Source organism: Pseudomonas corrugata (genome assembly GCF_050920615.1).
GTDB classification, from domain to species: Bacteria; Pseudomonadota; Gammaproteobacteria; order Pseudomonadales; family Pseudomonadaceae; genus Aquipseudomonas; species Aquipseudomonas corrugata.
The window spans coordinates 5,016,598-5,029,619 of sequence record NZ_CP130434.1 but is presented as its reverse complement, the minus strand read 5'-3'; the positions used below and the strand labels follow the sequence as shown (position 1 = coordinate 5,029,619).

Genomic DNA, 13,022 nt, shown 5'->3' with positions numbered 1-13,022 from the left:
GCTTCAGTCACAGCCTTATCGACTGTGAAACAGCCATCGCGAGCAGGCTCGCTCCCACAGGGAAACACCGGGCTCAGTTATCGCGAATCGAGAAATTCGCCATGTGCTCCAGGCCCTTGATCAACGCCGAGTGATCCCAGTTGCTGCCGCCGATGGCCGCGCAGGTGCTGAACACTTGCTGGGCGTTGGCGGTGTTGGGCAGGTTGATGTTCAGTTCCCGTGCACCTTGCAGGGCCAGATTCAGGTCCTTCTGGTGCAGGCTGATGCGGAAACCTGGATCGAAGGTGCCTTTGATCATGCGCTCGCCGTGCACTTCCAGGATCTTCGACGAAGCAAAACCACCCATCAGCGCTTCGCGGACCTTGGCCGGATCGGCACCGTTCTTCGACGCGAACAGCAGGGCTTCGGCCACGGCCTGGATGTTCAGCGCGACGATGATCTGGTTGGCGACCTTGGCGGTCTGGCCGTCGCCGTTGCTGCCCACCAGGGTGATGTTCTTGCCCATGGCCTGGAACAGCGGCAGGGCGCGTTCAAAAGCGCTGCTGTCACCACCGACCATGATGCTCAGGGTCGCCGCCTTGGCGCCGACTTCGCCACCGGACACCGGGGCATCGAGATACTGCGCGCCTTTTTCATTGATCTTCGCCGCGAACGCCTTGGTGGCGGTCGGGGAGATCGAGCTCATGTCGATCACCACCTTGCCCGCGCCCACACCCGCCGCGACGCCATCGGCACGGAACAGCACGTCGTCGACCTGGGGCGTGTCCGGGACCATGACGATGATGAATTCGGCTTCCTGGGCGACTTCCTTCGGATTGGCCAGGGCCACCGCGCCACCGGCCAGAAGATCGGCGGGAGCCGGGTCGTGATGTTGGGACAGGAACAGGCTGTGCCCGGCCTTTTGCAGGTTCAGTGCCATGGGGTGACCCATGATGCCGGTGCCGATGAATCCGATTTTAGCCATGGGAGAATCCTCTTGTTTGTTGCTGCTTCAGGCAAATGGAGAACTGCTTTTATGTGGGAGCGAGCTTCTGTGGGAGCAAGGCTTGCCCGCGATAACATCGGCTCGGTACCTGGATGAACCGAGGCGCCTACATCGCGGGCAAGCTTTGCTCCCACACGGGCCCGCTCCCACAGGAGTGCATTTCAGATCGCGTTATGGGTTTTCAGCCAGTTCAGGCCCGCTTCGGTGGTGGTCAACGGCTTGTATTCGCAGCCGACCCAACCCTGGTAGCCGATGCGGTCCAGGTGTTCGAACAGGAAGCGATAGTTGATCTCGCCGGTGCCCGGCTCGTTGCGTCCCGGGTTGTCCGCCAGTTGCACGTGGTTGATCTCGCCCAGGTGCGCCGACAGGGTCCGGGCCAGGTCACCTTCCATGATCTGCATGTGGTAGATGTCGTACTGCAGGAACAGGTTGGCGCTGCCCACCTGCTCGCGGATCGACAGGGCCTGGGCGGTGTTGTTCAGGTAGAAGCCGGGGATGTCACGGGTGTTGATGGCCTCCATCACCAACTTGATGCCCTTGGCTTGCAGCTTCTCGGCGGCATACTTCAGGTTGGCAACGAAGGTTTTGCGCACCAGGGCTTCGTCGCAATTGTGCGGGCAAATCCCGGCCAGACAGTTGACCTGGGTGTTGCCCAGCACCTGAGCGTAGGCAATCGCCAGGTCGACGCCGGCACGGAACTCCTCGACCCGGTCCGGCAGGCAGGCAATGCCACGCTCGCCCTTGGCCCAGTCACCGGCCGGCAGGTTGAACAGCACCTGGGTCAGGCCATTGGCATCAAGCAGGGCCTTGATTTCGGCGGAGCTGTAGTCGTAGGGGAACAGGTACTCGACACCACTGAAGCCGGCCTTGGCGGCCGCTTCGAAACGGGCGAGAAAATCCTGTTCGGTAAACAGCATGGACAGGTTGGCGGCGAAACGCGGCATGACAGTCTCCTATGAATATTCTGAAGCCCTTGTGGGGCGGACTTCTGTGGGAGCAAGGCTTGCCCGCGATCACATCGCCTCGGTATCAAGATGAACCGAGGCGCTTCCATCGCGGGCAAGCCTTGCTCCCACGGCGGTCAATCGAGCAACGAAATGGCCGTCGGCGCGTCGTTGCCCACCAATGCCAGGTCTTCGAATTCGTTGACGGCGTTGATCTCGGTACCCATGGAAATATTGGTCACCCGTTCCAGAATGACCTCGACGATCACCGGCACCTTGAACTCCTCGATCATTTCCTGGGCCTTGCGCAGTGCCGGCTGGATGGCGGACGGCTCGAACACGCGCAGCGCCTTGCAGCCCAGGCCCTCGGCGACGGCGATGTGGTCCACCCCATAACCGTTGAGTTCCGGCGCGTTGAGGTTGTCGAAGGACAGCTGCACGCAGTAGTCCATGTCGAATCCGCGCTGTGCCTGGCGAATCAGGCCCAGGTAGGAGTTGTTCACCACGACGTGGATGTACGGCAGCTTGAACTGCGCACCTACCGCCAGCTCTTCGATCATGAACTGGAAGTCGTAGTCGCCCGACAAAGCCACGACCTTGCGACTCGGGTCGGCCTTGACCACCCCCAGCGCGGCCGGAATGGTCCAGCCCAGCGGACCGGCCTGGCCGCAGTTGATCCAGTGACGCGGCTTGTAGACGTGCAGGAACTGCGCGCCGGCGATCTGCGACAGGCCGATGGTGCTGACATAGCAGGTGTCCTTGCCGAACACCTGGTTCATTTCTTCGTACACGCGCTGGGGCTTGACCGGCACGTTGTCAAAGTGCGTCTTGCGCTGCAGGCTGGCCTTGCGTTGTTGGCAGTCCTGCAACCAGGCGCTGCGGTTCTTCAGTTTGCCGGCGGCCTGCCATTCACGGGCGACTTCGATGAACGCTGTCAGCGCCGAGGCGGCGTCGGAGACGATGCCCAGGTCCGGGGTGAACACACGGCCGATCTGGGTCGGTTCGATGTCCACATGAATGAACTGGCGGCCTTCGGTGTAGACATCCACCGAACCGGTGTGACGGTTGGCCCAGCGGTTACCGACGCCCAGCACCAGGTCCGACTTGAGCAGTGTCGCGTTGCCGTAGCGGTGGGAAGTCTGCAGGCCGACCATACCGACCATCAGCGGGTGGTCGTCCGGGATCGTGCCCCAGCCCATCAGCGTGGGAATCACCGGGATGCCAGTCAGCTCGGCGAACTCCACCAGCAGCTCGCTGGCATCGGCGTTGATGATACCTCCACCGGCCACGAGCAAAGGGCGTTCGGCCTGATCGAGCATCGCCAGGGCTTTCTCGACCTGCGCACGGTTGGCCGCGGGTTTGGCCAGCGGCAGTGGCTGGTAGGTGTCGATGTCGAATTCGATCTCGGCCATCTGTACATCAAAGGGCAGGTCGATCAATACCGGGCCGGGGCGGCCGGAGCGCATCTCGAAGAACGCTTTCTGAAACGCATAGGGCACCTGGCCCGGCTCCAGGACAGTGGTGGCCCATTTGGTCACCGGCTTGACGATGCTGGTGATGTCCACTGCCTGGAAGTCTTCCTTGTGCATACGGGCGCGGGGGGCTTGCCCGGTGATGCACAGGATCGGGATCGAATCGGCCGAGGCACTGTAGAGCCCGGTGACCATGTCGGTGCCGGCCGGGCCCGACGTGCCGATGCAGACGCCAATGTTACCGGCTTTGGTACGGGTGTAGCCCTCAGCCATGTGCGAGGCACCTTCAACGTGGCGCGCGAGGACATGATCGATGCCACCCACTTTCTGTAGGGCGGAATACAGCGGGTTGATCGCGGCACCCGGAATACCGAAGGCGGTGTCCACGCCTTCACGGCGCATCACCAGAACGGCGGCTTCGATTGCTCTCATTTTGCTCATGGTTTTGTGCCTCTTACGTTTTGTAATTGTATACAAGTGGCTTTTCGGCGAGTTTATTCATGGCGAATGGTGCAGGTCAATCCTTTTCCTCTGGTGCCTGTCCCATTCGTCAGAAGGCCGATAATCCTATGGCTTTTTGTCCTGTCTAGGATTTTACGAGAATTATTGTATACAAAAATAAATTCAATTGTGCTCTATTTGTTGTGTGAGGGTTTGCCGAAGGTGAAACCCAGAAGGCTTTCCAACAACAGAAGAAGGACAGCATCCATGAGCGCTCTAACCTTGAATGTCGCCGTCAACCTGGCGGGGCAGGCCCTTGTCGCGGGCCGTGAAATCAACGCTGCACCCCTGACCGTCGCGGTCCTCGACAGCGGCGGGCACCTGATTGCCCTGCAGCGCGAGGACGGCGCCAGCCTGCTCCGGCCGCAGATCGCCATCGGCAAGGCCTGGGGCGCCATCGCCCTGGGCAAAGGCTCACGCCTGCTGGCCCAGGACGCCCAACAACGCCCGGCCTTCATCGCTGCATTGAACAGCCTGGGGCAGGGCAGCGTCGTGCCGGTTCCGGGTGGGGTGTTGATCAAGGATCAGGCGGGGCTGGTGTTGGGTGCGGTTGGGATCAGCGGCGATCTATCGGATGTCGATGAGCAGGTGGCTGTCAGGGCTGTGGAGGCTGTGGGGTTATGGGCGGATGCGGGGGGGGTTGCTTGATTCTGTATTGACTGACCTATCGCTATCGCGAGCAGGCTCGCTCCCACAGGTTTCGATGGGTGGATACAAAATGTGTGAACACCGCAAATCCCCTGTGGGAGCGAGCCTGCTCGCGATGACAATTTTGTAGACACATCCTGCTATGGTCTGGCCCCACATTCAGGTATTTGAAGGTCTAGCCTTGTCCGGAGTTCGATAACAAAGGGGCACGGAATGCCTGATCTACCTGCTTCGCGCCGACTACGCATTGGCCGCTGTACTGAGTCCAGCCGGATCTACCTATTAACCACCAACACCTCCGACCGAATGCCGATCTTCAGCGATTTTGGTCTGGGGAGATTGGTTGTCGAGCAGTTTCGAAAAGCCGAGGATCTGGGCCTCGCCAACTCATTGGCATGGGTCGTCATGCCGGATCACTTCCATTGGTTGATCGAATTACGCAAGGGGTCGTTAGATGGCTTGATGCAACGAACAAAATCATTGAGTACCAAGTCAGTGAACCTGCGTCTTGATCGTAAACTCTGCCTTTGGCAGCCAGGTTTTCATGACCGGGCACTGCGGCGGGAAGATGACTTGGTCAAGCTCGCGCGGTATGTCGTGGCCAACCCATTGCGGGCCGGATTGGTCAAGCGGTTTGGCGATTATCCGCTGTGGGATGCGATCTGGGTCTGATTTGGAATTGAGTCGCCTCCATCGCGAGCAGGCTCGCTCCCACAAGGAAAGCAGTCATACAGCCAGACCCTGTGGGAGCGAGCCTGCTCGCGATAAAGGCGACTCGATGCTAAGCCTGGCGATCCAACTCACACCCTTTCAACACCAACCGGATAATCGTCTGCGCCGCTGCTTCATAATCGGCTTCATCCAGCTTTGCCTTGCCGGTGACGGCGGTGATCTGCCAGTCGAAATCGGCATAGGTCTGGGTGGCGGCCCAGATGCTGAACATCAGGTGGTTGGGGTCGATGGGAGCGATCTGGCCTCGGTCGATCCAGGTCTGGATACAGTCGATGTTGTGCCGGGCCTGGGCGTTGAGTTGTTCCACCAGGTCGGGGCTCAGGTGGGGGGCGCCGTGCATGATCTCGCTGGCGAAGACCTTCGAGGCGAAGGGCAGGTCGCGGGAAATGCGGATCTTGGAACGGATGTAATGGCTCAGCACCTCGCCGGGCAAGCCGTCGGCGTTGAACGGGGTCGAGGCCTGGAGGATCGGCTCGATAATGCTTTCCAGGACCTCGCGGTAGAGGTTTTCCTTGGATTTGAAGTAGTAGTAGACGTTGGGTTTGGGCAGGCCCGCCTTGGCCGCGATGTCGCTGGTCTTGGTCGCTGCGAAGCCCTTGTCGGCAAATTCTTCGCTGGCGGCACGCAGGATGAGTTCTTTGTTGCGCTCGCGGATAGTGCTCATAAACCCAGGGGTTCCTTGCCTGTTCTGGCGGTGGCGCATGGTAGCACCGGCCTCGCGCGACGCTCAAGAATGCCCCGTGGCACGGCGGCTCGCGGTATGCTGCGCGGCATTATTATTCAAGGAGTCCCACCATGGCCGGAAGCAGTTTGCTGGTGTTGATCGACGACATCGCCACCGTGCTCGACGATGTTGCGCTGATGACCAAGATGGCCGCGAAGAAAACCGCCGGCGTGCTCGGCGACGATCTGGCGCTCAACGCCCAGCAGGTGTCCGGCGTGCGGGCCGAGCGAGAGCTGCCGGTGGTTTGGGCCGTGGCGAAGGGCTCTTTTATCAACAAGCTGATCCTGGTGCCGTCGGCCCTGGCTATCAGTGCCTTCGTGCCGTGGCTGGTGACGCCGCTGTTGATGGTGGGTGGCGCCTACCTGTGTTTCGAGGGATTCGAAAAACTCGCCCACAAGTTCCTCCACAGTCCGGCCGAAGACCAGGCCGAGCATGCGCAGTTGGTCGAGGCCGTGGCCGATCCGGCAGTGGACCTGGTGGCTTTTGAGAAGGACAAGATCAAGGGCGCGGTACGTACCGATTTCATCCTGTCGGCGGAGATCATCGCCATCACCCTCGGCACTGTCGCCGATGCACCGTTGACCCAACAGGTGATCGTGCTGTCGGGCATCGCTGTGGTCATGACCGTCGGTGTCTACGGTCTGGTGGCCGGGATCGTCAAGCTCGATGACCTGGGGCTGTGGCTGACACAGAAACCGGGACAGGTTGCCAGAAGCATCGGTGGGGCCATCCTGCGTGCTGCCCCTTACATGATGAAAGGCCTGTCCGTGATCGGTACGGCAGCGATGTTTCTGGTGGGCGGCGGCATCCTCACCCATGGCGTGCCGGTGGTGCATCACTGGATCGAGGCCGCGGCGGCGAGTGCCGGCGGGGCCGGGTTCATCGTGCCGATATTGCTCAATGCGGTGGCGGGGATCGTGGCCGGGGCGGTGGTGCTGGCCGGGGTGATGGTGGTGGGCAAGGTCTGGAAGGCGCTGAAAGGCTGAACCTGACAACCCGGAACCCCTGTGGGAGCGAGCCTGCTCGCGATAGCGCTCTGTCAGGCAACATAAATGTTGAATGTCAGGCCCTCATCGCGAGCAGGCTCGCTCCCACAGGGGATCTCACTTGGCCGACTGTTACTCGGCAATCTGCAACTTGCGCGACTCCGTGTACACGTAGCGCACCTTTTCATACTCGAACGGCGAGTTCAGTTGGCCATAGCGGAAGGTGGTCTGGTAGCGCTTGTCCACGCCGCGCAGGAGCAGCAGTTCCGGGTGGTTGGCACTGACTTCCGAGACGTTCAGGAAGTTGATCTCCGACTCGGCCGTGTAGTCCACCAGCAACCCTGAGGTATCCCGCAGGTTGGAAGGACCGAAGATCGGCAGCACGAAATAGGCACCGGCGGGTACGCCATAGAAGCCCAGGGTCTGGCCGAAGTCTTCGCTCTGGCGCGGCAGGCCCATGGCGGTGGCGGGATCCCACAGGCCGGCGACGCCGATCGTGGTGTTGAGCAGCAGCCGCGCCGTGGTCTCCATCGAGCGCTTGCCCTTGAATTGCAGCAGGCTGTTCATCAGGTTCGGTACATCGCCCAGGTTATTGAAGAAGTTGCTGACGCCGGTGCGCACGAAACTCGGGGTGACGTAGCGGTAGCCATCGACCACGGGCAGGAACACCCATTGGTCGAAACGGTAATTGAAGTGATAGACGCGACGGTTCCAGGACTCGAGTGGGTCATAGACATTCAGCGCGTTGAGGGTCGAGCGCTCGAATTCGCGTTGGTCCAGGCCCGGATTGAACTTGAGTTTGGCCAGCGGCTCCTTGAAACCGTCGGGGTCCACGGTGGCCTGGTCATCGGCGTGAACCACGCCCGCACCCATTAACGCCGCGATAAGCAGGAGGTATTTAGCCACGGAAGAACTCCAGCATGGCGTCGCTGTTGACGCGGTAATTGAGGTTGCCGCAGTGGCCGCCCAGTGGATACACCGTCAGGCGGTCGCCAAAGGTCTTGCGCAGGAAGCCCAGGTCGCCGGGGCCGAGGATGACGTCGTCGGCGTTGTGCATCACGGCAATCTTCGAGCTTTCATGCAGGTAATCCTTCAGGGCGTAGAGACTGACCTGGTCGACCAGTTGCAGCAGGCTGCCGCCGTCGGTCCGCGCGCGCCACATCGGGATCACTTGTTCAGTCAGGTAGCAGTCGAAATCGCATTGCAGCGCACGCTTGAGAAATGGCGTCAGGCTGGTGCTTTCGGTGATCGGGAACTTGGGCGGGGTGATCAGGCCGCGACGGTTGATCAGGTCTGAGGTGAATGCGATGTCGGCTGCCGAGAACCGGAATGACGTGCCGATCAGCATCGCCATCTGCTCGTTGCTCAGGTGTTGCTTGGACTGCTGGAAGTCATAAAGGAGGGCATCGTTGAGGTCGATGTAGCCTTTTTGCTGAAAGTAGCGGGTCAGCTTGTTCAGCACCAGCTCATAGAAAGTCGTGGTGTTGTTGATGCCCTTGACCTGGGTCTGGACCAGTTTGTCCAGGTTGGTGACCGAGGTGTAGAGGTTGACCGGCGGGTTCAGCAACAGGACTTTCTTGAAGTTGAAGCTGCGGCGGGTTTCGTCCAGGTGCGCGACGAAGGCGGCATCCAGCGCGCCAAGGCTGTAGCCGGTGAGGTAGTACTCGGTCACCGGCAGCTTCGGGTTCTGCGCGCGCACCGCTTGCATGACCCGGTACATGTCTTCGGCGTCTTCCTTGGTGATGCCCGGCGTGGCGAAGCGCGAGGCGGCGCTCATGAAGTCGAAACTGGTGGGCGATGACAACTGCACCACGTGGTAGCCGGCCTTGTAATAGAGCCGCTTGAGGTATTCGTTGAGGCTGCTGTCGTACCGTGCACCGGTACCGGCGATCAGGAAGATCAGCGGGGCCGGCTTGTCCTGGGTGGCCATGCGGTAGGTAAGGCTTTTCACCGGCCAGAAGTTGTCCGGCAGAATGAACTCGCGTTCCGGGCGAAGGGTGACGCTGTGGTCCGCCTGGTTGATGTCCTCGATCAAGGGCAGCTCGGGTCGCAGGTCAGGCGGGGTGGTCGCGATGGTTGCCTCGAACGGGTTGGTCAAGGGGTAGCCATAGCTGGCGGCGTCGATATCCACCGCCAGCACGGACGCACTCAGGATAAGGCCGCCGATGAGGGCAGCGAAGCGCAAGGAACGGAGCATGACTGGATCCCTTAGAGGATGGTGCCGAATGAGGTTCGCAGGCTATGACCACTGAAGCGAAACCAAGTGCCATGATCGACACGAAACAGGTTTGAGCAAGGGACAATGGCAACGGGACGATACACGGTGTGGGCGGTTAATGGCTAGTTGCCTACACTTGTCGTGGATGGCGTTCTGATGTCGCTCCTCGCTGTTTCGATGTCGCTGACAGATCAGGTTCCAGATCGGCGCGGGTTGATGATCGTTACATCAGCACTCCACTGATGTTCGAATCGGTTTGGCAGGCGAGCGTGATGGGGGCGCTGAGCACCATAACAAATACGTTGACGTCGCTCGGCATCCGTCGGGCGCAGCACTTTCGGGGAAGTACACGATGAAGATGCGACGACTCATGGGCGCAGGTGCCGCACTGGTACTGGCGATCAGCTCCACACTGGCCAGCGCCGAAACCAAAACCGTGAGCATCGGCTATGTTGACGGCTGGTCCGACAGCGTCGCGACCACTCACGTGGCGGCGGAAGTCATCAAGAAGAAGCTCGGTTATGACGTGAAGCTGCAAGCGGTGGCGACCGGGATCATGTGGCAGGGCGTGGCCACCGGCAAGCTCGATGCAATGCTCTCGGCCTGGCTGCCGGTAACTCACGGCGATTATTGGGCGAAGAACAAGGATCAGGTGGTCGATTACGGCCCGAACTTCAAAGATGCAAAAATCGGCCTGATCGTGCCCGAGTACGTCAAGGCTCAGTCCGTGGCTGATCTCAAAACCGATGAAAGCTTCAAGAATCGCATTGTTGGCATCGACGCAGGTTCAGGTGTGATGCTCAAGACTGAGCAGGCGATCAAGGACTACGACCTGACCGGTTATCAACTCAAGGCCAGTTCCGGCGCCGGCATGATTGCCGAGCTGACCCGTGCCGAGAAAAAGAACGAATCCATCGCCGTTACCGGTTGGGTGCCGCACTGGATGTTCGCCAAGTGGAAACTGCGCTTCCTGGAAGACCCGAAAGGCGTCTACGGCGCGGCTGAAACCGTGAACAGCATCGGCAGCAAGGAATTGGCGACCAAAGCGCCGGAAGTCGCTGAGTTCCTGAAGAAATTCCAATGGTCCTCGAAAGACGAGATCGGCGAAGTCATGCTGGCTATCCAAGAGGGCGCCAAGCCTGAAGCTGCTGCCGAAGACTGGGTCGCCAAGCACCCTGACCGCGTGAAGGAGTGGACTGGCAAGTAATCTGCCTGATCCGGTAATCCCGAAAGCCGCATGACGTCGTGTCATGCGGTTTTTTTTTTGATACGCAATACTCGAATCCTCCACACATACCTGTGGGAGCAAGGCTTGCCCGCGATGCAGGCGCCTCGGTTGGTCTTGATGCCGGAGCGATGCTGTCGCGGGCAAGCCTTGCTCCCACAGAGGCTCGCTCCCACAAGGGAGAGGTGGTGGAGACAGTTTTTGCTGAAAACTGGCAAAACCGTCATGTCGTTCTAATACTAAGGTCGTCTGGAACCTCGCCTTGAGCCGCATAGAGTAGAGTCGTTCCATCTTAAATTGTGCTGCGAGGATAAAAACAATGAACGACAGCATTTACCTCTCGATTCAAAACAGCCCGCGCTTCAAGGAGCTGGTGAGAAAAAGAGAAAGGTTCGCCTGGATTCTTTCGGCGATCATGCTAGGGCTGTACTCCGGATTCATTCTTCTGATCGCCTACGGGCCGCACATTCTCGGGGCCAAGATCACGCCCGAGTCGACGATGACCTGGGGTATCCCCATTGGTGTCGGCCTGATTGTCTCGGCGTTCATCCTGACCGCCATCTATGTGCGACGCGCCAATGGCGAGTTCGATGAGCTGAACAATGCGATTCTCAAGGAGGCTCAACAATGATCCGGCGTCTATTGGCTCTATTGAGCATCGCAGCGTTCGCCCCGGGTGCCTGGGCGGCTGAGGCCCTGACCGGGGCTGTGGAGAAACAACCCCTCAACGTCTCCGCCATTATCATGTTCGTGGGATTTGTCGGCTTGACCCTGTGCATCACCTACTGGGCGTCCAAGCGGAGCAAGTCGGCCAGTGACTACTATGCGGCGGGTGGACGGATCACCGGCTTCCAGAACGGCCTGGCCATTGCCGGTGACTACATGTCGGCGGCGTCCTTCCTGGGTATTTCCGCGCTGGTGTTCGCTTCCGGCTACGACGGCCTGATCTACTCCATCGGTTTCCTGGTGGGCTGGCCGATCATTCTGTTCCTGATCGCCGAGCGCCTGCGTAACCTGGGTAAATACACCTTTGCCGACGTGGCGTCCTATCGCCTTGGGCAAAAGCAGATCCGTACCTTGTCCGCCAGTGGTTCGCTGGTGGTGGTAGCGTTCTACCTGATCGCGCAGATGGTCGGCGCCGGCAAGCTGATCCAGTTGCTGTTTGGCCTGGACTACCACGTTGCGGTGGTGCTGGTGGGTATCCTGATGTGCCTCTATGTGCTGTTCGGTGGCATGCTGGCGACCACCTGGGTACAGATCATCAAGGCAGTGCTGTTGCTGTCGGGTGCTACGTTCATGGCGTTGATGGTCATGAAGCACGTCAACTTCGACTTCAACATGCTGTTTGCAGAAGCGGTCAAGGTTCACCCGAAAGGCGAGGCGATCATGAGCCCCGGCGGTCTGGTGAAGGATCCGGTCTCGGCCTTCTCCCTGGGCCTGGCGCTGATGTTCGGTACCGCTGGCCTGCCACACATCCTGATGCGCTTCTTCACTGTGAGTGACGCCAAGGAAGCTCGCAAGAGCGTGCTGTATGCCACTGGCTTCATCGGTTACTTCTACATCCTGACCTTTATCATCGGCTTCGGCGCGATCTTGCTGGTCAGCACCAACCCGGCCTTCAAGGACGCGGCAGGTGCCTTGCTGGGCGGTAACAACATGGCGGCGGTGCATCTGGCCAACGCCGTCGGCGGCAGTGTCTTCCTGGGCTTCATCTCGGCCGTGGCGTTTGCCACCATCCTGGCGGTTGTGGCAGGCCTGACCCTGGCTGGTGCTTCGGCGGTATCCCATGACCTGTATGCCAGTGTGATCAAGAAAGGCAAGGCCAACGAGAAGGACGAGATCCGTGTCTCGAAGATCACCACCATCGCTCTGGCGGTGCTGGCGATCGGCCTGGGCATCCTGTTCGAGAAGCAGAATATCGCGTTCATGGTGGGCCTGGCGTTCTCCATCGCGGCGAGCTGCAACTTCCCGGTGCTGCTGCTTTCGATGTACTGGAAGAAACTGACCACCCGCGGCGCCATGATTGGTGGCTGGCTGGGCCTGGTCAGCGCCGTGGGCCTGATGATCCTCGGCCCAACCATCTGGGTACAGATCATGGGTCACGAGAAGCCGATCTACCCGTATGAGTATCCTGCGTTGTTCTCGATGGCCATTGCCTTCGTCGGTATCTGGTTCTTCTCCATCACCGACAAGTCGGCTGAAGCCGAGAGCGAGCGGGCGCTGTTCTTCCCGCAGTTCGTGCGTTCGCAGACTGGCCTGGGGGCGAGTGGGGCGGTTAATCACTGAGGCGATAAGTAGCAAGCGTCGCGTTTGAAGAAATACCCCGGTCGAGAGGCTGGGGTATTTTTTTGTGCCCGGGAGAAAGGGGAATCAGGTCTGGCGTCATCGCGAGCAGGCTCGCTCCCACAGGTGACCGCATTCCAATGTGTGCGAGCCCTGCTCGCGATGACGGCGGCATAAACACCATCGATGCAAGCTGATCCACTGCTTTCGCGAGCAAGCCCGCTCCCACAGTAGTGCCTGGTGTCTGTTGGCTTTGCGTCTGGCACAGATCCCCTGTGTGCGAGCCTGCTCACGATGGCGTCAA

12 protein-coding genes are annotated in these 13,022 nt (G+C 60.0%); 6 read left to right on the top strand and 6 right to left on the bottom strand.

Annotation, left to right across the window (positions count from 1 at the left end):
- Window positions 1-73: 73 nt before the first annotated feature.
- The 3 genes from QZH45_RS22365 to gcl form a co-directional block, all read right to left on the bottom strand.
- Window positions 74-964, bottom strand: coding sequence for a 2-hydroxy-3-oxopropionate reductase (locus QZH45_RS22365; RefSeq protein WP_024780633.1), 891 nt, complete (start codon window positions 962-964; stop codon window positions 74-76).
- A 182-nt stretch (window positions 965-1,146) separates the two neighbouring features.
- The gene (gene hyi / locus QZH45_RS22360) at window positions 1,147-1,929 is read right to left on the bottom strand and encodes a hydroxypyruvate isomerase (RefSeq protein ID WP_024780632.1); all 783 of its coding nucleotides are present in this window, start codon (window positions 1,927-1,929) and stop codon (window positions 1,147-1,149) included.
- 137 nt (window positions 1,930-2,066) lie between these two features.
- Window positions 2,067-3,842: a glyoxylate carboligase gene (gene gcl / locus QZH45_RS22355; protein WP_053190669.1), complete on the bottom strand. Its 1,776-nt coding sequence runs from the start codon at window positions 3,840-3,842 to the stop codon at window positions 2,067-2,069.
- Between the two features lie 267 nt (window positions 3,843-4,109).
- Here gcl and QZH45_RS22350 point away from each other — a divergent pair, with 267 nt between their 5' ends.
- Together QZH45_RS22350 and QZH45_RS22345 are read left to right on the top strand one after the other, a co-directional pair.
- Window positions 4,110-4,550, top strand: coding sequence for a GlcG/HbpS family heme-binding protein (locus QZH45_RS22350; protein WP_053190672.1), 441 nt, complete (start codon window positions 4,110-4,112; stop codon window positions 4,548-4,550).
- A gap of 213 nt (window positions 4,551-4,763) precedes the next feature.
- A complete protein-coding gene (locus tag QZH45_RS22345; protein ID WP_024780629.1) occupies window positions 4,764-5,222 on the top strand; it encodes an REP-associated tyrosine transposase in 459 nt (152 codons plus the stop codon).
- Between the two features lie 109 nt (window positions 5,223-5,331).
- Here QZH45_RS22345 and QZH45_RS22340 read toward each other — a convergent pair whose 3' ends face one another.
- Window positions 5,332-5,946 carry a TetR/AcrR family transcriptional regulator gene (locus tag QZH45_RS22340; RefSeq protein WP_024780628.1) on the bottom strand — a complete coding sequence of 205 codons (615 nt, stop codon included), beginning with the start codon at window positions 5,944-5,946 and terminating at the stop codon, window positions 5,332-5,334.
- A 131-nt stretch (window positions 5,947-6,077) separates the two neighbouring features.
- On the opposite strand from QZH45_RS22340, the gene QZH45_RS22335 reads away from it, so the two are divergent.
- On the top strand, window positions 6,078-6,992 hold the full coding sequence (locus QZH45_RS22335; RefSeq protein WP_053190675.1) for a DUF808 domain-containing protein: 915 nt from the start codon (window positions 6,078-6,080) through the stop codon (window positions 6,990-6,992).
- A gap of 132 nt (window positions 6,993-7,124) precedes the next feature.
- Here the strand turns inward: QZH45_RS22335 and QZH45_RS22330 are convergent, their stop codons facing one another.
- Both QZH45_RS22330 and QZH45_RS22325 read right to left on the bottom strand, forming a co-directional pair.
- Window positions 7,125-7,865 carry an MlaA family lipoprotein gene (locus tag QZH45_RS22330; protein ID WP_231995053.1) on the bottom strand — a complete coding sequence of 247 codons (741 nt, stop codon included), beginning with the start codon at window positions 7,863-7,865 and terminating at the stop codon, window positions 7,125-7,127.
- 25 nt (window positions 7,866-7,890) lie between these two features.
- On the bottom strand, window positions 7,891-9,189 hold the full coding sequence (locus tag QZH45_RS22325) for a serine/threonine protein kinase (RefSeq protein ID WP_024780625.1): 1,299 nt from the start codon (window positions 9,187-9,189) through the stop codon (window positions 7,891-7,893).
- Between the two features lie 373 nt (window positions 9,190-9,562).
- Between QZH45_RS22325 and QZH45_RS22320 the strand changes: the two genes are divergently transcribed.
- The 3 genes from QZH45_RS22320 (at window position 9,563) to QZH45_RS22310 (ending at window position 12,721) form a co-directional block, all read left to right on the top strand.
- Window positions 9,563-10,417: a glycine betaine ABC transporter substrate-binding protein gene (locus QZH45_RS22320; protein WP_024780624.1), complete on the top strand. Its 855-nt coding sequence runs from the start codon at window positions 9,563-9,565 to the stop codon at window positions 10,415-10,417.
- Window positions 10,418-10,754: 337 nt separating this feature from the next.
- Window positions 10,755-11,066: a DUF485 domain-containing protein gene (locus QZH45_RS22315; RefSeq protein ID WP_024780623.1), complete on the top strand. Its 312-nt coding sequence runs from the start codon at window positions 10,755-10,757 to the stop codon at window positions 11,064-11,066.
- A complete protein-coding gene (locus QZH45_RS22310; RefSeq protein ID WP_024780622.1) occupies window positions 11,063-12,721 on the top strand; it encodes a cation acetate symporter in 1,659 nt (552 codons plus the stop codon). Before QZH45_RS22315 ends, QZH45_RS22310 begins: the two co-directional genes overlap by 4 nt.
- The last annotated feature ends 301 nt before the right edge of the window (window positions 12,722-13,022 follow it).

Excerpts from the sequence above, each read along its gene's own strand:
- QZH45_RS22365 (WP_024780633.1), bottom strand. The coding sequence starts at position 964 with ATGGCTAAAATCGGATTCATCGGCACCGGCATCATGGGTCACCCCATG.
- hyi (WP_024780632.1), bottom strand. The coding sequence starts at position 1,929 with ATGCCGCGTTTCGCCGCCAACCTGTCCATGCTGTTTACCGAACAGGAT.
- gcl (WP_053190669.1), bottom strand. The coding sequence starts at position 3,842 with ATGAGCAAAATGAGAGCAATCGAAGCCGCCGTTCTGGTGATGCGCCGT.
- QZH45_RS22350 (WP_053190672.1), top strand. The coding sequence starts at position 4,110 with ATGAGCGCTCTAACCTTGAATGTCGCCGTCAACCTGGCGGGGCAGGCC.
- QZH45_RS22345 (WP_024780629.1), top strand. The coding sequence starts at position 4,764 with ATGCCTGATCTACCTGCTTCGCGCCGACTACGCATTGGCCGCTGTACT.
- QZH45_RS22340 (WP_024780628.1), bottom strand. The coding sequence starts at position 5,946 with ATGAGCACTATCCGCGAGCGCAACAAAGAACTCATCCTGCGTGCCGCC.
- QZH45_RS22335 (WP_053190675.1), top strand. The coding sequence starts at position 6,078 with ATGGCCGGAAGCAGTTTGCTGGTGTTGATCGACGACATCGCCACCGTG.
- QZH45_RS22330 (WP_231995053.1), bottom strand. The coding sequence starts at position 7,865 with ATGGGTGCGGGCGTGGTTCACGCCGATGACCAGGCCACCGTGGACCCC.
- QZH45_RS22325 (WP_024780625.1), bottom strand. The coding sequence starts at position 9,189 with ATGCTCCGTTCCTTGCGCTTCGCTGCCCTCATCGGCGGCCTTATCCTG.
- QZH45_RS22320 (WP_024780624.1), top strand. The coding sequence starts at position 9,563 with ATGAAGATGCGACGACTCATGGGCGCAGGTGCCGCACTGGTACTGGCG.
- QZH45_RS22315 (WP_024780623.1), top strand. The coding sequence starts at position 10,755 with ATGAACGACAGCATTTACCTCTCGATTCAAAACAGCCCGCGCTTCAAG.
- QZH45_RS22310 (WP_024780622.1), top strand. The coding sequence starts at position 11,063 with ATGATCCGGCGTCTATTGGCTCTATTGAGCATCGCAGCGTTCGCCCCG.